General features: G+C 61.4%; 25 protein-coding genes and 1 pseudogene. 14 read left to right on the top strand and 12 right to left on the bottom strand.

The features are described 5' to 3' along the window. The first annotated feature begins 575 nt into the window (after positions 1–575). From KBX13_RS02300 to KBX13_RS02290, 3 genes are read left to right on the top strand one after another with little or no spacing between them, the layout of a single operon-like run. On the top strand, positions 576–1,412 hold the full coding sequence (locus KBX13_RS02300) for a MetQ/NlpA family ABC transporter substrate-binding protein (RefSeq protein WP_256007683.1): 837 nt from the start codon (positions 576–578) through the stop codon (positions 1,410–1,412). A gap of 22 nt (positions 1,413–1,434) precedes the next feature. After that, the gene (locus tag KBX13_RS02295; protein ID WP_256020550.1) at positions 1,435–2,475 is read left to right on the top strand and encodes a methionine ABC transporter ATP-binding protein; all 1,041 of its coding nucleotides are present in this window, start codon (positions 1,435–1,437) and stop codon (positions 2,473–2,475) included. Further along, positions 2,476–3,162, top strand: coding sequence for a methionine ABC transporter permease (locus tag KBX13_RS02290; protein WP_256020547.1), 687 nt, complete (start codon positions 2,476–2,478; stop codon positions 3,160–3,162). Positions 3,163–3,189: 27 nt separating this feature from the next. On the opposite strand, the gene KBX13_RS02285 is transcribed toward KBX13_RS02290, so the two are convergent. Both KBX13_RS02285 and arsB read right to left on the bottom strand, forming a co-directional pair. Continuing rightward, a complete protein-coding gene (locus KBX13_RS02285) occupies positions 3,190–3,606 on the bottom strand; it encodes a low molecular weight phosphatase family protein (RefSeq protein ID WP_070477457.1) in 417 nt (138 codons plus the stop codon). Next, positions 3,606–4,688: an ACR3 family arsenite efflux transporter gene (gene arsB / locus KBX13_RS02280; RefSeq protein ID WP_070477455.1), complete on the bottom strand. Its 1,083-nt coding sequence runs from the start codon at positions 4,686–4,688 to the stop codon at positions 3,606–3,608. The genes KBX13_RS02285 and arsB overlap by 1 nt, the downstream gene beginning before the upstream one ends. 84 nt (positions 4,689–4,772) lie before the next feature. Here arsB and KBX13_RS02275 point away from each other — a divergent pair, with 84 nt between their 5' ends. The 7 genes from KBX13_RS02275 (at position 4,773) to menE (ending at position 11,295) form a co-directional block, all read left to right on the top strand. After that, on the top strand, positions 4,773–5,105 hold the full coding sequence (locus KBX13_RS02275) for a helix-turn-helix transcriptional regulator (protein WP_070477452.1): 333 nt from the start codon (positions 4,773–4,775) through the stop codon (positions 5,103–5,105). 41 nt (positions 5,106–5,146) lie between these two features. Continuing rightward, the gene (locus tag KBX13_RS02270) at positions 5,147–6,049 is read left to right on the top strand and encodes an AEC family transporter (protein ID WP_256020523.1); all 903 of its coding nucleotides are present in this window, start codon (positions 5,147–5,149) and stop codon (positions 6,047–6,049) included. A 37-nt stretch (positions 6,050–6,086) separates the two neighbouring features. Next, positions 6,087–7,076, top strand: coding sequence for a substrate-binding domain-containing protein (locus KBX13_RS02265; protein ID WP_256020521.1), 990 nt, complete (start codon positions 6,087–6,089; stop codon positions 7,074–7,076). Next, positions 7,073–8,119 (top strand): ABC transporter permease, encoded by a 1,047-nt coding sequence (locus KBX13_RS02260; RefSeq protein ID WP_070975743.1) that lies wholly within the window; start codon positions 7,073–7,075, stop codon positions 8,117–8,119. The genes KBX13_RS02265 and KBX13_RS02260 overlap by 4 nt, the downstream gene beginning before the upstream one ends. Then, the gene (locus KBX13_RS02255) at positions 8,120–8,878 is read left to right on the top strand and encodes an ATP-binding cassette domain-containing protein (RefSeq protein WP_256020520.1); all 759 of its coding nucleotides are present in this window, start codon (positions 8,120–8,122) and stop codon (positions 8,876–8,878) included. A 68-nt stretch (positions 8,879–8,946) separates the two neighbouring features. Then, a complete protein-coding gene (locus KBX13_RS02250) occupies positions 8,947–10,161 on the top strand; it encodes an ATP-binding protein (protein WP_256020518.1) in 1,215 nt (404 codons plus the stop codon). Positions 10,162–10,167: 6 nt separating this feature from the next. Next, positions 10,168–11,295, top strand: a complete 1,128-nt coding sequence (gene menE / locus KBX13_RS02245; protein ID WP_256020516.1) for an o-succinylbenzoate--CoA ligase — start codon at positions 10,168–10,170, stop codon at positions 11,293–11,295. Here menE and KBX13_RS02240 read toward each other — a convergent pair. After that, complete coding sequence (locus tag KBX13_RS02240) at positions 11,292–12,131, bottom strand: glycosyltransferase (protein ID WP_256020515.1); 840 nt, start codon at positions 12,129–12,131, stop codon at positions 11,292–11,294. The two genes, menE and KBX13_RS02240, sit on opposite strands and share 4 nt — an antisense overlap. Positions 12,132–12,179: 48 nt before the next feature. On the opposite strand from KBX13_RS02240, the gene KBX13_RS02235 reads away from it, so the two are divergent. After that, positions 12,180–13,082 carry a 1,4-dihydroxy-2-naphthoate polyprenyltransferase gene (locus KBX13_RS02235; protein WP_256020513.1) on the top strand — a complete coding sequence of 301 codons (903 nt, stop codon included), beginning with the start codon at positions 12,180–12,182 and terminating at the stop codon, positions 13,080–13,082. Between the two features lie 278 nt (positions 13,083–13,360). Here KBX13_RS02235 and KBX13_RS02230 read toward each other — a convergent pair whose 3' ends face one another. Then, positions 13,361–13,588, bottom strand: coding sequence for a hypothetical protein (locus KBX13_RS02230; RefSeq protein ID WP_256020512.1), 228 nt, complete (start codon positions 13,586–13,588; stop codon positions 13,361–13,363). A gap of 171 nt (positions 13,589–13,759) precedes the next feature. On the opposite strand from KBX13_RS02230, the pseudogene KBX13_RS02225 reads away from it, so the two are divergent. After that, positions 13,760–14,631, top strand: a pseudogene (locus KBX13_RS02225) (Abi family protein). Positions 14,632–14,878: 247 nt separating this feature from the next. Here KBX13_RS02225 and KBX13_RS02220 read toward each other — a convergent pair. Continuing rightward, positions 14,879–16,108 carry an MFS transporter gene (locus tag KBX13_RS02220; RefSeq protein ID WP_070495012.1) on the bottom strand — a complete coding sequence of 410 codons (1,230 nt, stop codon included), beginning with the start codon at positions 16,106–16,108 and terminating at the stop codon, positions 14,879–14,881. 91 nt (positions 16,109–16,199) lie between these two features. On the opposite strand from KBX13_RS02220, the gene KBX13_RS02215 reads away from it, so the two are divergent. Further along, on the top strand, positions 16,200–16,877 hold the full coding sequence (locus tag KBX13_RS02215) for a TetR/AcrR family transcriptional regulator (RefSeq protein WP_256020509.1): 678 nt from the start codon (positions 16,200–16,202) through the stop codon (positions 16,875–16,877). A gap of 247 nt (positions 16,878–17,124) precedes the next feature. Here KBX13_RS02215 and KBX13_RS02210 read toward each other — a convergent pair whose 3' ends face one another. From KBX13_RS02210 to KBX13_RS02185, 6 genes are all read right to left on the bottom strand, one after another. Next, positions 17,125–17,688 (bottom strand): hypothetical protein, encoded by a 564-nt coding sequence (locus KBX13_RS02210; RefSeq protein ID WP_143000823.1) that lies wholly within the window; start codon positions 17,686–17,688, stop codon positions 17,125–17,127. A gap of 57 nt (positions 17,689–17,745) precedes the next feature. Next, positions 17,746–18,009: a hypothetical protein gene (locus KBX13_RS02205; RefSeq protein ID WP_070975729.1), complete on the bottom strand. Its 264-nt coding sequence runs from the start codon at positions 18,007–18,009 to the stop codon at positions 17,746–17,748. Positions 18,010–18,021: 12 nt separating this feature from the next. Further along, on the bottom strand, positions 18,022–18,660 hold the full coding sequence (locus tag KBX13_RS02200) for a hypothetical protein (protein ID WP_256020507.1): 639 nt from the start codon (positions 18,658–18,660) through the stop codon (positions 18,022–18,024). A gap of 188 nt (positions 18,661–18,848) precedes the next feature. Next, positions 18,849–19,109 (bottom strand): hypothetical protein, encoded by a 261-nt coding sequence (locus tag KBX13_RS02195; RefSeq protein ID WP_143000822.1) that lies wholly within the window; start codon positions 19,107–19,109, stop codon positions 18,849–18,851. A gap of 275 nt (positions 19,110–19,384) precedes the next feature. Next, positions 19,385–19,870, bottom strand: coding sequence for a DUF4411 family protein (locus tag KBX13_RS02190; RefSeq protein WP_070975723.1), 486 nt, complete (start codon positions 19,868–19,870; stop codon positions 19,385–19,387). Next, entirely contained in the window at positions 19,871–21,016 is a 1,146-nt protein-coding gene (locus KBX13_RS02185) for an ImmA/IrrE family metallo-endopeptidase (RefSeq protein ID WP_256020505.1), read from the bottom strand. Between the two features lie 469 nt (positions 21,017–21,485). Here KBX13_RS02185 and KBX13_RS02180 point away from each other — a divergent pair, with 469 nt between their 5' ends. Then, a complete protein-coding gene (locus KBX13_RS02180) occupies positions 21,486–22,769 on the top strand; it encodes a hypothetical protein (protein ID WP_256020490.1) in 1,284 nt (427 codons plus the stop codon). Here KBX13_RS02180 and KBX13_RS02175 read toward each other — a convergent pair. Then, the gene (locus KBX13_RS02175) at positions 22,766–24,082 is read right to left on the bottom strand and encodes an HtaA domain-containing protein (protein WP_256020487.1); all 1,317 of its coding nucleotides are present in this window, start codon (positions 24,080–24,082) and stop codon (positions 22,766–22,768) included. The genes KBX13_RS02180 and KBX13_RS02175 overlap by 4 nt on opposite strands. Between the last annotated feature and the right edge of the window lie 168 nt (positions 24,083–24,250).

Genomic DNA, 24,250 nt, shown 5'->3' with positions numbered 1-24,250 from the left:
GCCCGCCTAAGGCTCGGATTGTGATCTCCTTCATCGCTTTCCGGGCCTTTCGCTTGTCCGGCTGGTTACCGGAATCAGCTTGAGGCATTCATCTCACCCCCTTCCTTACGGTCGAGACCAGCCGCTTCCACAAAGAAGCGCGTCCGCGCCGCCACTCACAGTCCGCAAATTGCAAAAGCGGGTATAAAACCGTTGCAAAAGCGGGTGCGAAATCGTTGCAGAAACGGGTACGCCACCCGTGAGCTGCACGTTTACCGCAGCTCTAGGAACGCGCTCGCCACCATGCCGCGCGCCCGAAAACAGCGGCGCGAGCCCCAAAAAATTCCAAACTGTAGTAGGTGGATTGTAGTAATCCTCGAAATTCTTTGCGAAAAGCGGAATACTACAATCCTTTTACTCACTTTTAGGCGATCAACCCTAGCCCCCGGCCCCAACCCCACCCCAACCCAGCACAAGCCCAAACCAGACCGCCCCGACCACCTCGCGCCCCAACAAACTAGACCGACCAGTCTTGCAATCGCAAACCGATTGGTTTATTCTTCGGTACAGCTTAAAACAACTTGAAAGGAAACATCGTGCTGAAGAAACTCACTGCCATCACCGCGGCTGCCGCGTTAACGCTTGGCCTCACCGCCTGCTCCGGCGATTCCACCGACGCCACCGCTACCCCGGACGGCGACTTGCAGACGATCCGCGTCGCTACTTCGCCTGGCCCGTATTCGGAGCTGTTCACGGATGCGGTCGGCCCCATCTTGGAGGGACAGGGCTACGAGGTGGAGTACCAGTCGTTTACTGACCTGACCCAGGCAGATACTGCGCTCAACGAGGGGTCCGCGGACTTGAACGTTGACCAGCACACTGCCTGGCTGAACGTCTTTAATGAGGAGAAGGGCGGCAACCTCGCCTCCATTACTGAGGTGCCGACGGTACCGGCCGGCTTGTACTCCGATAAGTACACGCAGCTCACCGAGGTTGCCGACGGCCACAAGGTTGGCATCCCGCTGGATGGGTCGAACAAGTCCCGCGCGCTGCACCTGCTAGTGGATGCTGGCTGGATCACATTGCAGGACCCGGATGCGACGCTGGTCGCGGAGTCGGATATTAAGGACAACCCGCACAACCTGGAGATTATCTCGATTGATTCGGGCAACCTGTCGCGTACGCTGCCGGACTTTGACTGGGCGGTGATCCCGGGCTCCATGTCGTATTCCGCCGGGTTGGACCCGAAGTTGCAGGTGTTCCAGGAGACGCTGCGTCCGGAGCTGATTCTTGTAGCGGTGACCACCGAGGACAAGAAGGATCAGCCGTGGGCGAAGGCGGTTGCGGACGCGTACCGCTCGGAGGAGTTCAAGCAGTACTTCGACGAGCACAACGAGAACAACTACTGGTTCCTTCCGGATTCTCTGAAGTAGACAAAGCGCTAGAAAGGCTCGCATGACCATCGCAACCGGCAGCGACAACGCCGTCATATTCGACGGTGTGACCAAGGTGTTCGACACCGGGGACACAAGCTTTACTGCGCTCGAAGACATCTCGTTTGTTGTGCCAGCGGGAGGTATCTCCGGAGTGGTGGGGACGTCTGGTGCTGGCAAGTCCACGCTGATTCGTACCGTCAATGGGTTGGAGGTGCCGACGTCGGGCTCGGTGTCGGTGCTCGGCGAGGAACCCGCGAAGCTGAACGCGAAGCAGCTGCGTGACCTGCGGCGCAAGGTGTCGATGGTGTTCCAGAACTACAACTTGCTAGAGACCAAGACGGTTGCGGAGAATGTCGCCACGCCCCTACTGCTATCGAAGACGCCGAAGGCGGAGATCCAGCGCCGTGTCGCGGAGGCCCTCGAAATGGTGGGGCTGGCCGACCGCGCAAGTCACAAGCCACGCCAGCTTTCGGGCGGTCAGCGGCAGCGCGTCGGCATCGCTCGTGCGCTCGTGACCAATCCGAGTATTTTGCTTTGCGACGAGCCCACGTCCGCCCTGGATCCGCTCACCACAACACAAATCCTGGAGCTACTCCGAAAGATCAATGCGGAGCTCGGCGTGACCATTTTGCTTATCACACACCAGATGGACGTAGTGGCACGCCTCGCGGATGAAGTTGCGGTGCTATCCGAAGGCCACCTTGTGGAATCGGGCCCCGTCGCCGAGGTGTTCGCCGACCCGCAGCACCCGTTGACGCAGCGGTTCGTGGAGACAGTCATCCAACGCGAGGTCCCTGAGCATGTGCGCGAGACCATCCGCGAAGGAAGGTTTGACCGCGCGGTGCAGCTCGTCCACACGGGCGGGGCTGCGCAAGAGGTGTTCACGCAGCTCGTTGGCAAGTTTGGTGTGGATGCGCGGCTGCTGGCGTCGTCAAGTACTGAGCTTGCGGCAACCACCGTGGGCACCACTATCGTCGGCCTGCGTGGCGGCGAGACGGACGGCGCGGTGGCGTGGCTGTCGAGCCTGGAAGGTGTGACTGTGAATGAGGTGGAGGCGTAAATGGAACCGCTGAACTCCTGGTGGCGCGACCTCACGGGCTCGCGCGTGACTCCGTCGATGTACCTCGACTCCTTCGGGGAGACCGTGTACATGGTGGGGGTCGCGCTGTTCATTGGCACTCTGGTTGGCATTCCGCTGGCGCTGGCGCTGGTAATCACCCGCCCGGGCGGTCTGCGCCCGAACCGGCTGGTGTACGGGGTGCTCAACGTGGTGGTCAACATCATCCGTTCCCTGCCGTTCATCATCTTGCTCGTCGCGATTTCGCCGTTCACCCGCTCTATTGTGGGCACCTCAATAGGCACGACGGCCGCGCTGGTACCGCTCACCCTGTACATCGCCCCGTTCATCGCCCGCCTCATCGAGCAGTCCCTGCTCGAGGTCAACCCCGGTATCACCGAGGCCGCCGAATCGATGGGGGCGAACATGTGGCAGACCATCCGCCACTTCCTCCTGCCGGAGGCGAAATCCTCCATCATCCTCGCGATCACGACGGCAACCGTGGGTCTTATCTCCGCGACCGCGATGGCCGGAACGATTGGCGGTGGCGGCGTGGGCGACCTTGCGATTGCCTACGGCTACCAGCAGTTCGACTCTGTGGCAATGCTCACCACCGTGATCATCCTGATTATCGTGGTGCAAGCCATCCAATCATTGGGCAACACACTCGCCCGCCGGGCCCGCGCGTAGCGCCCCAAACCGCTCAAAGCGTGGGATTCAAAGCGTGCGATGCAGCTCGCGCAGGAGGGCGCGCACGCGGGCGTCGATATCGTCGCGTACGAGGCGCATCCGTTCCATGCCTTCGATGCCACGGGTGGACGGCTCGTCGGTGTGCCAGCGTTCCAGGGTGCCGGCGGCGTCGGCTGGCATGTTGAGCTGGGCGGCGTCGCCAATTATTACTACTCGGTCGACTGTGCGCAGCAGTTCTGGGTCGATGGGTTTTGGTGTGCCGCGCGACATGTCGGCACCGAGTTCTGCAATTGCGGCGACGGATTCTTGGTTCAGCTTCGTGCCCGGTTTCGTGCCAGCGGAGAAGACGCTGACCTGGTCGCCTGCGTAGTGTCGCGCAAGCGCCGCCGCCATTTGTGATTTACCGCCGTTGCTGACGCAGACGAACAAGACACTGGGGTTCATTAACGGCTCCTTGCAGCTGGCAGGGTGGGATCGCCTGGGAAGAGTCTCTGCCCGATGCCGCGCATGAGGTAGACAAGTCCGACGAGGACGGGGATTTCGATGAGCGGGCCGATCGTACCTGCCAGCGCTTGAGCCGAGGTGGCGCCAAACGTGCCGATCGCCACCGCGATGGCCAACTCGAAGTTGTTGCCCGCGGCGGTAAAGGACACGGAGGCGGATTGGGCGTAGCCCATCCCCGACGCCTTCGACACCACCAGGGCGATCAGGAACATGCCCACGAAGTACCCCAGCAGTGGCAGGGCGACTCGGGCAACGGTCCACGGTTGGGATGTAATCTGCTCGCCTTGCAGGGAGAACAGCAGCACGATCGTGTACAGCAACCCCACGAGCGCAAGCGGGGAAACCGCGGGCAGGAAGGTCTCTTCGTACCACGCACGGCCCTTCACTCGCTCACCGATGATGCGGGAGAGCACTCCGGCAAGTAGCGGGATACCGAGAAACACCAGTACTGCGGTGACGATGGAGAAGAAGGAGAACTCCACAGAGGTGGTCTCCAGGCCCAGCCAGCTCGGCAGGATCTGCAGGTAGAACCATCCGAGCACGCCGAACATGAGCACCTGGAATACTGAGTTGATGGCGACCAGGACGGCCGTGGCTTCCCGGTCGGCGCAGGACAGGTCGGACCACACCAGCACCATGGCGATGCAGCGCGCCAGTCCGACGATGATGAGGCCTGTGCGTAGCTCTGGCTGGTCCGGCAGAAACAGCCAGGCCAGGGCGAACATGAACGCGGGGCCGACGATCCAGTTCAAGATGATGGAGACGGTCATGAGCCGTTTGTCGGTGGCGATCTCGCGGGTCTTGTCGTAGCGGACTTTGGCCAGCGGCGGGTACATCATCACCAAAAGGCCCAGCGCGATCGGCAGCGAAATACCGCCGACTTCAAAACGCTCAAGCGTGCTGCGGAGTCCTGGAACGGCGCGGCCCAGCAGCAGACCGAATGCCATCGCCAAGATGATCCACACTGGTAGGAATCTGTCGAGGAACGACATTCGAACGGGGGTCGGCTCTGGGTTGGTCATCTAATCACCTCACATATCGATAATTATCAATATGTGAAAATAGAGGGCCGCATAGACCGCTGTCAATATGAGAAGGTAGAAGTCATGCACGAACAATCCCCCGCCCCAGACTGCTGCTCACTCGGCTCCGGCCCACTCCCCCCAGAAGACGCCGAGCGCTACGCGGCCCTGTTCAAAGTGCTGGCAGATCCCGCCCGGCTGCGCCTCCTCTCCCGCCTCGCCGCAGAAGGGTGCGAGCCGATGAGCGTGACCGCGCTTACCGAGTATTCCGGGCTCAGCCAACCGACGGTCTCCCACCACCTCAAGAAGCTTGCCGAAGCCGGACTACTCAAAAAGTCCCGAACAGGCCGAACCGTCACGCACGAAATCTGCCCGGCTCCCTTCGCGGAACTGCGCACCGTCCTCCAGATGGACTAGGCGCCAGTTTCACGGGCGCGTAGCCACTACACTCATTCGACATGCTTGACGTTCTGACTGGTTTCGCCATCATCTTCACCGTGATCGCGGCGGGCTGGTGGCTTGCCCAAAAGAAGGTGATCGGCCCGGGCGAGCAGCGGCTGCAGCTCAACCGCATCGCGTTTCATGTGGCAACGCCGGCGTTGATTTTTTCGTCGGTGGCGGTCTCGGAAACGGATGCGTTCTTCTCCCCGGTGATCCTGGTGATCGCGATCGCGACGGTGACCACGATGCTGATCTATTGGGCGATCAGTGCGGTGTGGTTCAAGCAGGATGCTGCGGAGACGATGGCGGGGGCGGCGTCGTCGAGCTATTACAACTCGGTCAATATCGGGTTGCCCATCGCGACGTACGTGTTGGGGGATCCGACGTACGTGATTCCGGCACTGGTGTTGCAGATGGCGGTGCTCTCCCCCATCGTGATCGCCGGCTTGGACCGTGGGGCGTCGGGGCTACTGAAGTCGGTCATCGCGGGGTTGAAGGCGCCGGTGGTGGTTGCGGCGTTTGCGGGGTTTGCGGTGTCGGCGTCGTCGTGGACGGTGCCGGAGCCGGTGCTCGCCCCGCTGCAGATTCTGGGTGGCGCGTCCATCCCGATGATCCTCATGAGCTTCGGCGCCTCGCTCACCGGGGAGAGGGTGCTGCAGAGCCAGCGCTTAGCGACGACCACCGCTACCATCCTCAAGCTGATCGGCATGCCGGCCGTAGCGTGGGTAGTGGCGTCGCTTCTGGGCCTGACCGGCTCCGATATGTACGCGGCACTCATTCTGTGTGCGCTGCCGACGGCGCAGAACGTGTACAACTACGCGGCGACGTACCGCTCGGGGGAGGTGATCTGCCGGGACACCGTCTTCCTCACCACGTTCCTGTCACTGCCTGCGATGTTATTGATCGCGGGGGTGTTCTAGCCTTGACAAACATGGTGCGGTGGATCACACTCGTACAATGGCTAAGACACGGACTACATTTTTTGCCGCAGCACTGATGGCTGCGGCGCTGCTTGTTGGGTGCTCCTCAACAGGCGGCGCACCCCGCTCCGAGAACGCTGAAGGGACCGCTGGTGGCGTCGATACGCCGAGGTACGTGGTGGCGATGGTCACGCACGGTGCGCCGGGCGACACCTACTGGGACCTCGTGCGCAAGGGCGCGGAGGACGCGGCGAAGAAGGACAACATCGAGCTGCGCTACTCCTCCGACCCGCAGGCGCCGAACCAGGCGAACCTGGTGCGCTCGGCGGTGGACGCTGGCGTCGACGGCATCGCCGTGACCATGCCGAACGCCGAGGCAATCGGCCCTGCGGCGCGCAACGCTGTCGACCGTGGTATCCCCGTCGTCGGCCTGAACGCCGGTATGGGCAAGTACCAGGACTACGGGATGACGGGCTTCTTCGGCCAGGACGAGTCGGTGGCGGGCAACGCCGCCGGCGAGCGCCTCAAGGAGGAAGGCAAGTCGAACGTCCTGTGCGTCATCCACGAGCAGGGCAACTCCTCCCAGGAAGCGCGTTGCGACGGTGTGCGCAAGGGCCTCGACGGCAACGTCGAACTGCTCTACGTCAACGGCCAGGATCTGACGTCCGTGCAGTCCACCATCACCTCGAAACTGTCGCAGGACAAGAGCTTCGACACCGTCTTCGCACTCCAGGCGCCGGTGGCGATGCGCGCGACGGAGTCCGTGAAGCAGTCCGGGTCCAAGGCGCAGGTCGCCACGTTTGACACCAACGCCGAGCTTGTCGACGCCATCGCCGACGGCCGCGTCGCCTTCGCCGTCGACCAGCAGCCGTACCTGCAGGGCTACCTGGCCGTCGACTCACTGTGGATCGCGAAGCGCAACGGCGGCACCCTAGGCGGCGGCCGCCCCGTCTACACAGGCCCGAGCTTCGTAGATAAGGACAACGTGGACAAGGTCGCCGAGGCAGCGAAGGCGGGCATGCGATGAGCGCGGCAGTGAGCGAAGGGGCGTCGACAAGCGATGACCGGCTACGAACGCACACTGGCTTTTCCAAGCTCATCCGTCGCCCCGAGTTCGCTTCGATGCTGGGCTTCATCGCGATCTTTGCGTTCTTCCTGACCGTCGCCCCCGCGTTCCGCTCCTTTGAGGCGCTCGCGACCACCTTGTACGCGTCCTCGACGCTGGGCATCGTGGCGCTCGCGGTGGGGCTGCTGATGATCGGTGGCGAGTTCGACCTTTCCTCGGGCGTCGCCGTGACCACGGCCGCGCTGGCCGCGACGATGCTGAACTACAACCTGCACCTCAACTCGTGGGTTGGCGCGTTCATGGCGCTCGGGATCTCGCTGGCGATCGGCGCGCTGAACGGCTACCTGGTGACCCGCACCGGCATCGACAGCTTCCTGATTACCTTGGCCGCGTTCCTGATGCTGCAGGGTCTCAACCTGGCGGTGACCAAGCTGGTCACCGGCCAGGTGGCAACCCCGATCATCTCCGACATGGAGGGCTTCCCGTCGGCACACGTGGTGTTCGCGGGCACGTTTGACGTCGGCAATGTGACGCTGAACGTGACGGTGCTGTGGTGGCTGCTGCTCGTCGCGATTGCATCCTTTGTGCTGTTTCGCACGAAGTTCGGCAACTGGATCACGGCGGTCGGCGGGGATCAGAACGCCGCGCGCGCCGTCGGCGTGCCGGTGCGCCGGGTGAAGATCCTGCTGTTCATGGGCGTGGGCTTCGCGGCCTGGTTCGTGGGCATGCACACCCTGTTCGCCTTCGACTCCATCCAGGCAGGCCAGGGCGTGGGCAACGAGTTCCTCTACATCATCGCCGCCGTCATCGGCGGCTGCGCCATGACGGGCGGCCGCGGCACCGCGGTGGGCACCGCGATCGGCGCGCTCATTTTCGGCCTGACCAACCAGGGCATCGTCTACGCCGGCTGGAACCCCGACTGGTTCAAGTTCTTCCTCGGCGCAACGCTGCTGGTCGCCGTGTTTACGAATATGTCCTTCGCTAAGTACACCAAGGGGCGCTAAGTGGCTGTCATTGAACTGAAGAACATCACCAAGTCCTACGGCAGCTTCGACGCGCTGCGCGGGGTAAACCTCACCGTCAACGAGGGCGAGGTCACGTGCGTGCTCGGCGACAACGGCGCCGGCAAGTCCACGTTGATCAAGATTCTCGCTGGCCTGCACCAGCCGACCTCGGGCGAAGTGCTTATCGACGGCCAGCCAACCACCTTCACCTCTCCCCGAGACTCGATCGATACCGGCATCGCAACGGTGCACCAGACGCTAGCGATCGTGGATGAGCTCAGCGTGTGGCGCAACTTCTTCCTCGGCCAGGAGCTCACCGGCCGCTTCGGCATCCTTCGCGATACCGAGATGAAACGCATCTGCGCCGAGCAGCTGCGTGAGATGGGCATCGACATTCCTGACGTCGAAGTCGACGCCGGGAACCTTTCCGGCGGCCAGCGCCAGGTCGTGGCCATCGCGCGGGCCGTCTACTTCGGCGCCCGCGTCCTGATTCTGGACGAGCCGACGGCGGCGCTCGGCGTGAAGCAGTCTGGGGTGGTGCTGCGCTTCGTCGCCGCCGCCCGCGACCGCGGCATCGCCGTCGTCCTGGTCACCCACAACCCGCACCACGCGTTCCTGGTCGGTGACCACTTCACCATCCTGAAGCTGGGCCGCCAGGAACTCGACGAGCCCCGGGAGAACGTGACCCTGGAGGAGCTGACCCACCAGATGGCTGGTGGCGGGGAGCTCGAGGCGCTCAGCCACGAGCTGGGAAGGTAGCGGCGCGTTTCAGGTATACCTGAAACTCTTGCCGGTTTTGGAGATAGTTTCAGGTATACTCGAAACTCATGAGAGCCCTGTACCCGCGACAGCAGTACTTCGACAACCTGCTGGCAGTCACCGATAGCGACTTCGTGCGCATCATCACCGGTGTGCGGCGCTGCGGGAAATCGACCCTCCTCGAGCTGTACCGCCGCCACCTGCGCGAGCACGGCACCCCAGACGACGCCATCATGGTGATCAACTTCGAGGACCAGGCCAACGCCGCGCTGCGGGACCCGACAACCTTCCACGACGCCGTTACGCAACGGCTCGCACAAGGGCTGCGCTACCTCCACGTCGATGAGGTGCAGGAGCTCGAGGACTGGGCACGCGTGATTAACTCGCTGCGGCTCAACGAGCAACTGGAGATCTGTGTGACCGGCTCCAACGCTTCCCTTTTCGTTGGCGAGTCGCTGACGTATTTGGCGGGGCGCTACATCGAGATCCCGATGCTGCCGCTCTCCCTGGCGGAGTTCATGGAGTTCCGCTACCCGGCGGACGCGCGCCCGGGACTTGACCACGCGTTTCAGGAGTGGGTCACCATCGGTGGCTTCCCTGCCACGGTGCAGCTCTCGGACCCGGTCGTGATTCGCCAGGCGAACTCCTCACTCTTCGATTCCATCTTCACCCGCGACATTTCCCTGCGAGGCCAGATCCGCGACACCGACGTTTTCCTGCGCGTGGCCCGCTTCCTCTTCGACAACGCCGGCAACCCGGTGTCCACGAACCGCATCGTGGGCCATCTCAAGCACGAGGGCCTCAAGGCGTCGAGTGAAACCGTGGACCGCTACCTCGGCCTCATGTCGGACGCGCACCTTATCTATCAGTGCAGGGATTACGACACGAAGGGCAAACGGTGGCTGAGCACGAACGGCAAGTTCTACTTCGTCGACCCGGGGCTGCGCACCGCGCTGCTGGGCTCTCGCCCTTTCAACTTCGGCCACGACTTGGAAAACATGGTTTACCTTGAGCTTCGCCGCCGTGGGTACCAGGTTGCCACCGGTAAGGTTCCCGGTGGGGAGATTGATTTCATCGCCAACGACGGCCAGCGCACACTCTACATCCAGGTGGCGCTCACGGTTACCGAGCCTGCAACGCTCGCGCGCGAACTCGCACCGTTCGACGCCCTGCCCGCCGGGTCCCGCTGCATCCTCTTGACGACGGACCGCTTCGCCCCCGACACCGGCAACGTCACGTGGCGCGACGCCATCGAGGTCCTCGCAGGCGGGGCGCTAGACTAACGCTTCGTGACGAAGCTCCTGGAACTCCTCCCCGTTGACCCCGCCAAGCCGCTCGCGATCCTGCCCGCCATCGAGGAGGCGCTGACCGGCCAGCGCGCCCTGCTCCCTGTGCCGACGAACGACCCGGCGCGCGCCAACCTCCTGCGCAACACGCAGGGCGTGGGCGAGCCGATCGCCGACGACGTCGCCCTCGTGGTGGCGACTTCCGGATCCACGGGCACCCCGAAGGGAGCGCTGCTGACCCCGACGAACCTGATAGCCAGCGCGGACGCAACCCACCAGGCGCTCGGCGGGCCGGGCCAGTGGCTGTTGGCGATGCCCGCCGCGTTCATCGCGGGCATCCAGGTGTTGGTGCGCAGCATGGTCGCGGGCGTGGAGCCCGCCTTTGTGGACCTGACCCACGGGTTTCACGTGGATGAGTTCGCGGCGCGCACCGCGGAGATCGCCGCGACCGGGGACCGCTGCTACACGGCGCTGACCCCGCTGCAGCTGGACAAGGCGATGTCCACGCTCACCGGCATCGACGCGCTGCGCAGCTTTGACGCGGTGCTCGTCGGCGGGGCGGCCACGAATCCGGCGCTGCTGGACTCGGCGACCAAGCTGCGCATCAACGTGGTCACCACCTACGGTTCCTCGGAAACCTCCGGTGGCTGCGTCTACGACGGGGTGCCCATCGCCGGCGCCAACGTCCGCATCCGCGACGGCCGCATCTGGCTCGGCGGCCCCATGGTCGCGCAGGGCTACCGCAACCAGCCCTCCCACCCCGACTTCGCCGAGCAGGGGTGGTTCCGCACCTCAGACGCAGGCCAGCTTGTCGACGGCCACCTCACGGTCGAAGGGCGCGTCGATAATGTGATTGATTCGGGTGGGCTGAAGCTGCAGCCGGAGGTGCTGGAGCGGTTCCTGCTGCGCGTGCCCGGCGTGGCGGACGCGTGCGTGGTGGGCGTGCCGGACGAGCGTTTCGGCCAGCGCATTTGCGCCGCGGTTGCGGGTGAGGCGCAGGTGCCGGACGTGATGGATGCCCTGCAGGACCTGCCACGGTGGCAGGTACCGAAGGAACTCAAGCGCGTCGCGGCGCTACCGCTGCTGGGGCCGGGTAAGGTGGACCGGTCCGCGGTGCGCGACCTGTTCTAGCCTGCGTTGACGACCGCGCTGATGTCCTCGGCACTGTAGCTTGCGGCGAGCTGGGCGTCGTTGCCCCCGCGCAGGTTTGTGCGCACCAGCGCCACCGACTGCGAACCTGGCACCAGCGGAAACTCCTTCGGTTTGTCAAAGACTTGGCGCACGAAGTGCCCGGAGCGCACCGCGCACATGTTGAGCCACACGTCGTCGGCGCTGGGGGCGGCGCGTTGGAATGCGTCGCCCTGGGCGGCGACGAAGTCCACCATCGCGGGTGGGTACGCCACGCCGGAGACGCCGGTGGCGAAGTGTCGCGGGCTCGGCGCGGTGGTGCGCACGCTGCGCCACTGCGTATACGGCGCGAACTGTCCGCCACGCAGCGCGATCTCGTGGGCCCGGTAGGCCGTCACCGCCAGCGGATCCACCACCAGCTTTTCGACGAACCACCGCGGGTATAACACGTCATCATCGACCGTGATCACGCTGATGCCTGCGCCCGCGAGCTGCCGGAACGTGCCGTAGTACTTGGTGTGCGGGCCGTATTGGCCGTCGGAGCAACGCACCTGCAGGCCGCACTCCACGAGCTCCCGCAGCGGCTCGGGCCAGGGCGCGTGGTAGTCGACGGCGTCGAGCCACAGGATGGTGGGCACGCGGCGGGTCCCCACCAACAGCGATGCGAGGGTGTGATGGACCGTCGATAAGCGGGAGCCGTGCGAGGTCAGGCTGATCACGGTGTGGCCCGCGGCCGGGAACTCCAGACGCCCGGAGCGCACCGCCATCCGCAACGACGGCAAACGCAGCGCCGCGCCCACCTGCGCTACCGCCTGCCGCGCCGCGTAATCAACCCACATGGCGCACCACTGTAGCCGACAGGCCCGACACGGGGCATGATGGAAACCATGACTGCACAACCCAACCTGCACGCGTGGTGGGAAGCCTCCCGCCCGCATACCTGGCCGAACGCATTCGCGCCCGTCATCGCCGGCACCGGCGTCGCCGCCTTTACCGCGCAGGCCCACCTGGGCCGCGCCCTGCTTGCGCTGCTCGTGGCGTGGGCGCTGATCATCGGCGTGAACTTTGCCAACGACTACTCCGACGGCATCCGCGGCACCGACGACGACCGCTCCGGCCCCACACGCATCACCGCCAGCGGACTTGCCGAGCCGAAAGATGTGAAGCTGGCCGCCTTCGTCGCGTTCGGAGTCGCCGGGCTGCTCGGCATCATCCTGTCCGCGTTGGCCGGGGCGTGGTGGCTAATCCTGGTCGGCGCGGCCTGCATCGCGGCCGCCTGGTTCTACACCGGCGGCAACAACCCCTACGGCTACATCGGACTTGGCGAGGTCAGCGTCTTCATCTTCTTCGGCCTCGTCGCCGTGATGGGCACCGAGTTCGTCCAGACCGGCTTCCTGTCCTGGGAAGGCCTGCTGGTCGCGGTGGCGGTGGGCGCGATCTCCGCCTCCGTGAACCTAGTCAACAACATCCGCGACATCCCCACCGACTCCGCCTCCGGCAAGCAGACCATCGCGGTCCGCCTCGGCGACAGCCGCGCCCGCACCCTGTTCACCGTCCTGACCTGCGTCCCGTTCGTAGTCAGCGTGCTGTTGGCCCTGGTGTACGCGCCGGCCCTGGTCGGACTGGTGGCGCTCCCCCTGGCGATCGCCGCCATCTTGAAGGTTCGCAGCGGCGCGACCGGCACCGCCCTCATCCCGGTCCTTGGACTCAACGGCAAGGCCATGCTGGCCTGGGCCGTGCTCACGGCCGTTGCGCTGGCGTTCGGCGGGATGGTCGTCCCGTACGCGTAGGGCTGGTTCTTTGTGGTTTTGCGGGGTCTACGCACCAAATTCCCTCACACAGTTTGCGTGACCCGGGCTTTTCCAAACCGGCGTGCGAAAATCTAGGAATTTGGTGTCCTCGTTCGCCGCGCTAGTGACAAAAGACGCAACCCCCTTTTCGCGAACTGGGCTTTTACCAAGGTCGACCGGCAGGATTGCGTCCATTGTCACTCGCCGTTCACACAAGACACCACATTCCCTCACACGACCTACACGACCTGGGCTTTTCCAAATCGACACACGATTCTTCAGGACACGCCCGGCGAACCCGGAGAGGATGGCAACGCAGCGACCATATCAATCCCGTCGGCCTCGTCCAGCCAGGCGTCCAGCAGCTTCGTGCCGTCGTGGATGGTGGTCTCGAGGTTGGTGGTGCCGTAGATGAACCTGCCAGCATCGAACGCCTGTTGGTCAAAGAACTCGAACCTGGCCGCCAGGCAGCGCTTCGACCCCGCATACGCCTCAGACTCTGTCACCTGGGTGATTGGGGAAACCGGACACAGCGTGAGGAAGGCTCTCGCACATACGCCCCCGAGGACCGACGAATCCGGACGGATCAGAGAGCCCACTGGTGTGTGAACGTACCGATGGCTCCGTGCCCCGTGTTCTTGCTTCGCCGTCGTCAACTAGGTAGCTTTGCAAGCAACATGACCGGTTCCGCTGCCCGCCTCGGTGGGAGTCCAGGGCCGGTCTTCGTTTTTTATCCCGAGCATGCCGAGATGCTGCTGGCGCGATTGAACTACTGATGCGCCGTTTCTCCCAAGGCGACGGCACCGCCCGAGATGAATTCGTTGACGGAGCATCGTTTGACCTGGTGGTAGCCCTCTATGGGTTTGACGAACAATTGCGCCACAGCGTGTTCATCGAGCTTGATCGCGTGGAGTTGGCTATTCGAACCAAGCTCGGTCACGAACTGGGCCGCCTTGACCCGCTGATCTATTTGGATCCTCAACGTTTGAACGCCCGGGCACGGCAGCGAAACAAAGACGGGCGTAGCGTGCATGAGGTATGGGTGAGAAAGTACCAGTCGGCATTGAAAGCGTCGAAGGAGGACTTCGTCACCCACCACAAATCCAAATATGGCGGGACTCTACCCATCTGGGCGGCCGTCGAAATCATGGATTGGGGAATGCTGTCATACCTGTACGGCATGTCGCCCAATATCGTGCGCAAACGGATTGCCCAACCCTGCGGCCTAACCGGTCCTCAGCTTGAATCGTGGCTGAAATCCTTGAATATTCTGCGCAACTACGCAGCTCATCATGCGAGGATGCTCAACCGCGTTTACGACATCAAACCGAAACTGAACAATGACGTCAGGCTGGCTCCGGTAGCTGAAGGAATGAATCGCGTGTTCGGGCAGCTCTCCCTTATCCAATACTTGCACCGCCAACTGGGCTTGTCCCCAGCCGACCGGATGCCGAAGCTGTTCGACACTTACCCGCACAATCCCATCGTGCCGATTTCTCGCACAGGCGCACCTGACAACCGGCGTGAGTTGCCTCTCTGGCGCGTCTAATCCTTGCGGTTCATTACCGCGCGACCAAAAACACCGACTGGGTTGCCTGCAAAAGTCACGATCACGTTATCCGCACGACAAGTAAAACGGCACCGACGCCGTGTGCATTGATGATGCATTGTTAACCATAAATCTGACTCACAACCACTTGACATAGAGCGTCGTCAAAGCCAACTCGCTGGTGGACTACTCGGGGCCGACTCCTGCGGATAACGTGATGGAACGGCTACTTCAGGCACGCTCATAGTTATTGGCGTAGTGCGGGTGCGGTGTGGGCGTAGATGACGACCACTGCAATCAAGGCGATACAGACGGCGAAGGGTGCCAGCGGGTTCCACCCGTAAAGGGCGGTCGAAGCCAGCGGGGCAATCGCGTACGCCAACCCATTATTAGCGTTGATGATGCCAGCCACTGCGCCTTGCTCATCTGCACTCATCTTCAAGGTTGGGCCAGTGTTGTACCCGGGCATCGCCAGTCCCATACCTACCCCCAGCACGATACACCCGACAACCAGTAAAGCGTGCGAGGAGGTAGGCCAAATGAGCACAGTTGCAACTAGTGTAATGGCCAGACCAGTACGTAAAAGCTTCGCTGCTCCCCACCCTGTCTTTGGAGCAATCACCGCTTGGGCAATGATCATGGTCACGCCCATGATGGTCAGGTAAATCGCGGAAATACCTGCGGTCGCAGTTGCCGACAGGGCGAAGCGGTCTTGGACAGTGAATCCAAAAATCGTAGCAACAGAAGAAAACACAAGAAACATCACCAGACCAGTTGCTAGCCAGGGAGCTACACGCGGATCAGTGAAGCGAATCCGTTGAGGCTTTGCAAAAAGTTGCCCTCGGCTTTGAGGTGCGAAACTCACCAAGAGAACAACCAGACCAATCACCATCACAACGGGCATGACCACCAAGGGCAAGAGCAGGCCACCAGCAGCGGCTAACACACCTCCAGTAACACCTCCAACAATGGAGGCCATCCCTTGAGCCGCTCCAATCATGCCCAGTGCTTTTACCCGCCCGTTCTCGCTGGCAGCATGCGTGACCAGGTGGGCTTGCGCGGTCGGGGCGATCGCTGAAATCCCTCCACCATAGAGCAAACCACGAGTGATCACAACACCAAAAACTAGTCCGACACCGCCAACTACCTGGTTCATCCCCAGGTAGGAGACAATACCGAAGGCGCTCAAAGCGATGATCGCGATCACAAGCCCGGCAGCGAGTACACGTTTAGCGCCGACACGTTGGGAAGCTCGCCCCCAATAAGCACTCAAGCTCGCTAGTACAATCGCTGCCAAAGAGATAGTGGCGCCAATATGCCATTCCCGCAATCCCATCTGTCGTGACAGTGGCGCGATGATCGGATTGAGAATCATTTGCCCCATAAAGGCGAGAAAAACGATTCCCACTACCAGGTTCGCTTGCGCTCCTGGATCAATAGAGCTCTGTGTCGGCTTATTACTACGAGGGTCGGGCATCACTACACTCCATTACTAGAACACTGTTTCACTTAGGGATATTGTAGAATGGTGTTCTAGTAAGGGTCAAGGAATAAGTTAGGGTCACCTTATGAACACTGTGCCAACGGGGCGAAGGGCTGGGCTATCACGCGAGCTGATTGTCAAACAAGCTGTACAGTTAAGCGCGATCAGTGGCGTTGAGGGATGGTCAGTACGGGACATTGCCCGTGAACTGGGCGTGGTTCCCTCAGTGATTTATCATTATTTTCCAAACAAGGAAGCCATTTGTGATGCTGTTGTAGACCGGGTATGTGTCGGGATTGAAGTTCCCGACCCGGACCTTGAATGGAAAGCCTGGTTTCGAGCTATGGCTCACAATCTACGCCCCGCATTGTTAGCATATCCGGGGATTACCGACAGGTTCGCGCGGGGCAAGTTCACCGAACAGTTTTTGCCGATGATCGATGGAGCCTGGGCCAAACTACAAGAAGCTGGGTTTGATGACAATTCGCCTGTGGCCTACACAATTATCGCGAACTCGATCATCCACACGATCGGAGCGAGAAACCTGCGCGCATCCAATCAAATCCAGCCTCGCCACAACCTGCACGAAATGCTTGTCAGGCTTGAGCCTATGATGGCTCAATCTGTTGGACTGACCAGTATTGTCAACTCTTACCTGGAGCCTCTCTCACACCCTGATGAAGAAGAAGCGATGTCCGAGGAATACTACGACCTCGTCATCGATGTGATCCTAGACGGCATCGAACACACCCTGCTGCCTTAACTCTGACCCACTTCTCAATCATCGTCTTAGTGAGCGCCCGCACAGCTGTGTACTTCAACACAGCGGATGTACCCCAGTTGATAAGCCGGGTCAGTTCACGTTCACCCCCGCGTTCTCATGGTCACGGAGACGGTTAAGTAGTTCTTCCTGATACGGATTATTCATGGTGTGCCCTTCATCCAGGTATGGGTAAAGGGGGCCAAGGCACACACCCTGACCCCCTTCGCTGTCTGCTACGGGCTAGCGTCTACTCGGTAGCACCCGCCGTGGTCGGCTCCACCACATCCTGTTCAGCCGTCGCCAGCGCCTCCGGGCGGATCACGGAACCGCCGTACACCTGGAGGCCCGTAATCGCACGGGTGAAACGGAACGGCAGCATGGACGATTCCTCCACCTCCGTGATCTGGTAGCCGAACGGGGTAGCCATCGGGTGGCCCGCAATGACCACCTCACGGCCCGCCACCGTCGGCACCGTCGGCGCGGAAATGATGCGAAACCCGAGCAGGCGACCAATCTCACCGTTCAAGAGATTGCTGTTGTTCACTGCCTTGTCCAGGCGCTCGTCGTGCAGCAGCGCCGCTTCCATCTCGGGGCCAACCATCACGAAACGGTCAGTCTTCGGAACGTGGGTAGCGTTCAACTTCTTACGCAACTTCACTAGCACGGAGAAAGAATCCTTGGAATCAATATCCAACGGAAGCTTGCCCACCTGGTTCTGCTTACGAACGCCGTCCTTCATGAGTTTGCCGATGTAGGTATCGACCTGCTCGGACATGCCTTCCTCTGCCTCGCTGACTGCCTCCGGCTTCACGTCCAGAGCAGACTGGACGGAAGATACCAGCGGAATCTTGAAGTTAAAGTAATCGCCCTAGTCGATCTTGAACTTGCGGTCGCCGAACTCAAGGTCTTCAACAACCGTGTCTTCGGACTCGTCGTACTTACGGATGGTGGGACGGCTAAGGTTGGTGACAACAACCTCGTCACCCTTACCGCGGATTTCGCCCTCAAAGTCGCGGTTCGTCACGCCTTCCTGCGCGAATGCCCAGGTCTGACGGAGCGGCTGCATGAGCTCAGACGCGACAATCGGGCCGATTACCGGATCCCAGTTCTTGTGGGACTGTGGAGTTGCCATAGTGTGTTCCTCTTAGTGGAAACTTTTAGCGGCTGATACGGCCTTCCTCCACTGCATTGTTGATTTCCTCAAACTTGCCCTGTGCGTACAGGCGGTCGAGGTCATCGGCGGTGAGGATTCGGCCATCGTTGTTGTTCGTGGGGCGGGGGTTCCGCTGGTGCGGGGTGCTACCCCACCCGCCTTGAACTGTGGAAATGAGTTGAGCGTGTTGGTGACGAGTTCGCCAGCCTTACTGTCCCACTCGTCGCTGCCCCACTGCGGGAGATCACCTACACCACGGAGATACGGCACAAGCATGTCGCGGTCTGCCCCGTTTTCCTTCGCCAGCTTGCGTAGGGTGTTGTCCTCGCGCATTCGGTCGAGTTCGGCCTGGAGCTTGTCACGCTCGGCTTCTCGTTCCTGCGCGGCGGCCTTGGCCTGCTTGATTTGTTCCTCCGGGTCTTCGTCGGACGGTTCAAAACCGAGTACCTGCGCGAGTTTCTTCAACGTCGCTGCCTGTTCTTCCGCCTGCTTCGCCTTCACTCGACGGTCGCCGTTCTCGTTCTTCAACTTGCGGTTTTCCGCTTCGTATCGGGCGAGCTGCTTACGTAGCGCGTCAAGGTCTACGGCTTCGTCCGCCTCGTTGGCCTGCGCCTCGCCTAGGTGTTTCACCGGCTTGGGTGTAGTTGCCCTGCTCGGTGTCGTGCTGGGCTTGCTGCGCCTTGTCAGCGGCCTGCTGTGCGAGTTCTGCGGGGGTGGTGTTTTCATCCGACATGTGGTTTGTCTCCTCCTTGGGGGCTTGGGTGGTGTTCCACGCCTTGGTGGTAACGGGGAGGAGTATCGCGGAGTCAGGGTGGCGGTCAGTGTTGCGTGATAATCACCCAGGCGGAATCGTCCTCACACACCTGCCAGTACCACTCCGGCCACGTATCAGCGTTGGAGGACAAAGCCACAACCTCTGTAGGGGTTACCCAGGCGGGAGCGTCACCAACCACCATGGGCACTGTTTCCTCCGGCATTACCATCGCCTCGTCACCGTAAACAACCACCCGGTTAGACCACAGGCGCTCGGGCAGCGCCTCCCTAGCGCGCTCCACCGCCCGTGCTGCAACGTCAATCAACGCTAATCACCGCCAAAACTTCATCCGTAGGTGTCAAATCGTCCGTGCGCATCATCGTCAGCGAACCCGCCTTCAACTTCTTCAACCGTTCGTCAACATTGATTAGTCCATCTGATGACTGGCCCTCAAACCACTTGATCTCGCCGTCCTCTTTAACCCCAGTTCCAGATATGGCCGCTCCTAGTGTGTGCACGGCACGTACCGGGACATCATCGCGGGGTTCCTCGGGACGGTCGAAGGGTTATAGAGCGTGGCGTGGGGTCGGATTGGCCGTTTTAAAAAATAATGCTTTGTTGCCTTAAGAAATCAAACTCTGTCATGCACTGCACTCCCAAGCCATTGGCAACGTCAGGCAGCTTGACCCGCGTTCGTTTTCGCGGACTCGGGGTCTCATTGGTGATCACGATGAAGTCTCGGGCATGCGCACTCGCCACTATCCAAGAATCTGCAACGCGCAAAAATTCTCGAATTGCACTTTCTTCATAGGGAGCATCCTTACGATCACGCACCCATCGTGTTACCGCACGATAGGAGTCAACCTCTTCTTGCGTCACAGTGAGAACCTGCGACGTAGGGACGAAGCTTCTCAGCCACTGTGACTTTTCGTCATCTCGTTTCAGCAACTCATCTTCTACAGTCTGGTGAAAATAAAACTGACCATTGGAGAAAAACGAATCGAACTGCCGCCAGTACGTTTCAAAAATGTCCCGTGGCCGATGGTTGAACGCACCAATCACGATATTCGTATCGATGAGGTACATCTATGCGACCCCCTGCGCACGAGTAACCGTATTCTTCAACGTCTCGGTCTTGGCAATCCCCAGTTGACGCGAAGCCTCCTCTTCAGAAATTGCACCGTCTACATATGCCCCGGTGACGGTGTCCAAAAATCGGCCACCCAGCCGCGACTTCAACGTGACGAAGAAGTCACCGCCTCCACTAACAATCGGAGGCGTAGGGTTCGAGGGACGTTGCCGAAGGAATTCCTGCACTTGTGGTTTGCCAAGGCGGCACTGCCCCACAAGGGACCACAGTGCCGTATCCGCGCTTACCCGGTACGCATCGTATGCCCATTCAGTGATGCGTTTCAGATCGGGATTTCTGTCCCATTCCTGCAACAACGCATGCTGTGGCAGAAGCAGGGCAGCTGCAAACCTGTTACACCATCGCTCCACATCGTGATGATCATTCATGGCACCTGTGAGACCTTCTGCAGCGAGCAGTACGTGGCCCAACTCGTGAGCAAGGCTGAAGTACTGCCCAACTTTGTAATCACTGCCGTTAACAAAGATCAAGGGGTAGGGGCCATCGAACAGTGTGAAAGCACGAAACTCGTCGATGTCGAGTTTGCGGTGGTTGTTATTTCCAAGTACGGAGTTCCGCATCACTAAGACACCGCAGTGCTCAATTGCATCCGCTAATTCCAGCACATTCTCCCGACCAGTGGGCGCTTTACCTGGCCTCCATCCGGCATCGGCAAGCTGGGGTAACAATGCACACACCGCATCGTCCGGGCTATCACGCAGTGTCCAGGCACCACCGAAATTTGGAGGATCAATTCCTTCCGCGCGCGCAAATTCTGCATACCAGCTCAAGCGGCGCTCACAGGTATAAATCGTCTCCTTCAACGCTGGGCTGAACTCAGTTACTTTCTTACTATCCACGGTGCGAAAATCTGGGAAATCCGGCTGATCGTCCGTGGGGCCGTCGAGAAGCAAGTAACCAAACGGGATACATGCGAGCGATGCCAAGTGCTCAGCCTGACGCAGCGTCGGCGACACCTTGCCTTCCAGCCATTGCCGGACCAACCGAAAATCACTTCTTTGGGCAAGTTCTTCCACCGTGCTGCCGGTACGCTGCAGCGCCCAGCGCAGCGTCGGCTCTGCAATGTCGACTCGAACAGCCATCACTCACCTCCCGCTAGTTACGTAGTTTTTACCTTAGCGGAGGAGCCCGACAAACATCTCTGGGTAGCTACAGCTAGCAAATTGATACAAACGAGTTTTCAGGCTTGTGGAACTAACCTCACGAACGCTAGGATTCATGTCAATCGTTCAGCCCGCCTCCGAGCCAAGCTCAGAGTGTGGGCTGGATTTCTTATTGCAATCGGGGGATATACTTCGCCAAGCTGCAAGATCAAACCAGCTACAACCGTTTCGCAACAAATCGCAAGTTCTCCTCGCTTCCAGAAGGACAACGTGAACACAGTTTCGGAGCTTTCGTTATCATGTCCTCCGTAATTCGGGTTGTGTCCCCCGGGACGACTTGGCCAGACACAGTCTCGCAGTATCAAAAAGCGTGCCAGCCGTTGCACACAATAGCGATAGACATTTAAGATAAGGCTAACCTAAGTTATCTAATGAGGGGAGTCTCATCTTGAACGTATCCACACGGCGTCGCGTCGCAACGGGCGCTGCCCTATTCGCGCTGCTCAGCACTAACATTGCGGTCGCGCACGCCTTCCCAACTATCGACGCCGCCACCGCACCCGGCTGCACCGGCGAACTCGACACGCGGCACCCGAACCTCGGCGTGCAATTCGACGTCACCGGCCCCGACACCATCGACCCAACCAAAGACATCACGTTCAAGCTGAAAGGGTCGGGGATCAACCCGGCGTCGACGCCCGGGGCGTCCAACGGCGTTTACGTGGTGCTCACGCCGACGCGCGTATGGCGCCTCAACCACTGCTCCACCATGACCGGCGACGGCGACGCGCTCGTCGCCCGCTGGATCCCCGCCGCCGCGATGGAAGACAACGGCGGGAAGCTGGACCTCGACCTGCTCGTGGAGGCAAACACGCTACAACCTGGACAAACATACACGGTCGGGATCATGGCGGCGCACGCCCTGGCGCTCAGCGAGCGCTACTTCGACCGCGGCGTCACATTCAAGGTGCCCTCGGTAACAGCAGACCACGTAGCGACGCCATCCAACGTCCGCGGCAAGATCGACCAGCAGCGCAACGTCACCGTCGCATGGGACTACCCCGAGTCCGTCCCCGGCACCGCGTGGCGCACCCAAATCGAATGCGTCGAACACTGCGCCAGCGCCAAAACACTACGCAGCCTCGACCTTTCCGACCCGAACGCCCGCAACGCCAAGTTCGACGACGCCGACCCCGGCGTCTACCAAGCCTCCGTCAACGCCAGCCGATGGGTCAACGGCACATTCGTCACCACGGACTTCGGGACGTCGACGCGCTTTGTCGTAGGGGACGTCGATAAACCGATCAGCCAGCGGCTGTACGCGGCCGGCATCACGCATGAGTACGGCGAGTACGTGGCGCCCGGCACCGATGTCACCCTGGCAAACCCCCTGAACACGAAGGCGAAATGGTCGGTGACCGGCGTAAAAGACTACGAAGTCGACCCCGCGACGCAGGCGCTGCGCTTCACCATGCCGACCAACCCCGTGCAGGTCGAAGTTGCAGAGGCCAAGGAGGCGCCGACGACCACCCCGACTTCGACGACCACTGCGCCTGCAGCGCCTACCGTACCTGCTGAGCCTGCAGAGCCCACTACCCCTGCTGCCCCTACCAAGTTCCCGGCTTGGGGCGCGGTGCTGATCGCGGGCGGGGTGGCCCTACTCGCCGTCGTTGCTGGCCTGGCTACCCAATCCCCCGTGATCGCGGCGCTACTGAAGCACCTGCAGCGTTAGATCTTCGGCAGGATGCTCGCCGCGAGCGTATGCAACGCGGCGAACCCACCCAGCAGCGTGGCGATGACCCCCAGCACAATCGCCACAATCGACTCCGGGGCCATGCCCTGCTGCTGCGCCGACGGCATCTCGACAGGCGGCAGCACCGTCCCATCCGTCAGCGTCACGACGAGCTTGCCGTCCTTATCCGTCTTCACCGACGCGATACCGCGACCGTCCTTGCCGTTGTTGCCATTTGTGCCTGCGGCGCCGTCCTTGCCTGGGGTGCCGTCTTTGCCTGCGGCACCGTCGCGGCCATCCTTACCGTCTCGACCGGCAGGCGCGTCGCGGCCGTCACGACCATCGTGACCGTCCTTACCATCAGCACCGTTGCGGCCGTCCTTGCCGTCCTTCCCCACCACTTTGCCGAGGTCCTTGGTCATGCCGTTGGTGAAGGTCAGGATCAGGTGGCCGTCACGGTTAATCGAGGCATCGCGGATGCCGCCTTCTGGCTGCTGCCCTGGCGCTGGTGCCGGTTCCGGCTCGGCAGGCTTCTCGGGCTTCTCGCCGAGCTCCAGCGTCACAGCAAACGGCGACGGCTTCTTCTGGTCCTCCCACCTGCTCCCCGAGTTGTAGAACCACGACCGCACCGAGTCCGTCACGTTGTTCACCAGCTCAGTCGGCCATGCATCCGGGTAGGAAATGTCCTCATCCCGCTTATAGACGACCCCTTCGTACTCCGGCGTCGCCCCCACCATCACTGTCTTGCCATCGACGGCAACGTTGGCACCCTTGAACGTCGCGACGGTGACCCGCTTCGCTTCCTTATTATTTGCTGCCTGGTTCGGGTCCGCCGAACTCACGACCGCCGTAATCTTACCGGCGCCCTCCGCATCGACCTCGAGCGCGAAGTCCTTGAAGGAGATCGTTTGCGCCCCGTTAATCGTGTAGGTCACCTGGCCGGTCCACTGCACCGACAGCGCTTTGGTGTCCTCGTCGACCCAGCCGGTCGCCTTCGTCAGCTTCAGGCTCCCATTGTTCGGCTCGGACTCGTCCACCGGGACGACGGAGACTCCCTCCCCTTCCACTGCGGCGTCCCACAGCAGGGCGCGTTTGCTCAGTTCCCACTCCAGGGTTTGGGGTTGGGCGTCAGCAAGCGGTGTTGACCCAGCGGGCTGAGCTGCGGCGACGGACGCGGCGGCCGTAGTGTCAGCCTCCTGTGCTTGGGCAGGGACGGCCAGCGGCGCGACGGCGAGACTTGCCGCGAGCACAACCGCGGGCAGCACTGGCAGCGCTGGTAGCGTGGCGTAGATCCTGCGTTGGGACTTCTTCATAAGGTTCACCCTCCTCGTGTAAATATTAGGCTTGCCTTACCTTAGTGCAATATATGGTTTGGAGTAAAGGTTTCCGGGCAGATTTTGAGGCGTTCGTTCCCGTCGACCTCTTCCGGTCGACGGGAACACCTGGCTCCGCACACGGGGAATACCGCTACATCTGGTCAT

The organism is Corynebacterium sp. CCUG 51687 (assembly GCF_024453995.1).
Lineage (GTDB): Bacteria > Actinomycetota > Actinomycetes > Mycobacteriales > Mycobacteriaceae > Corynebacterium > Corynebacterium pseudogenitalium.
This window is presented reverse-complemented; position numbering and strand designations above follow the sequence as displayed.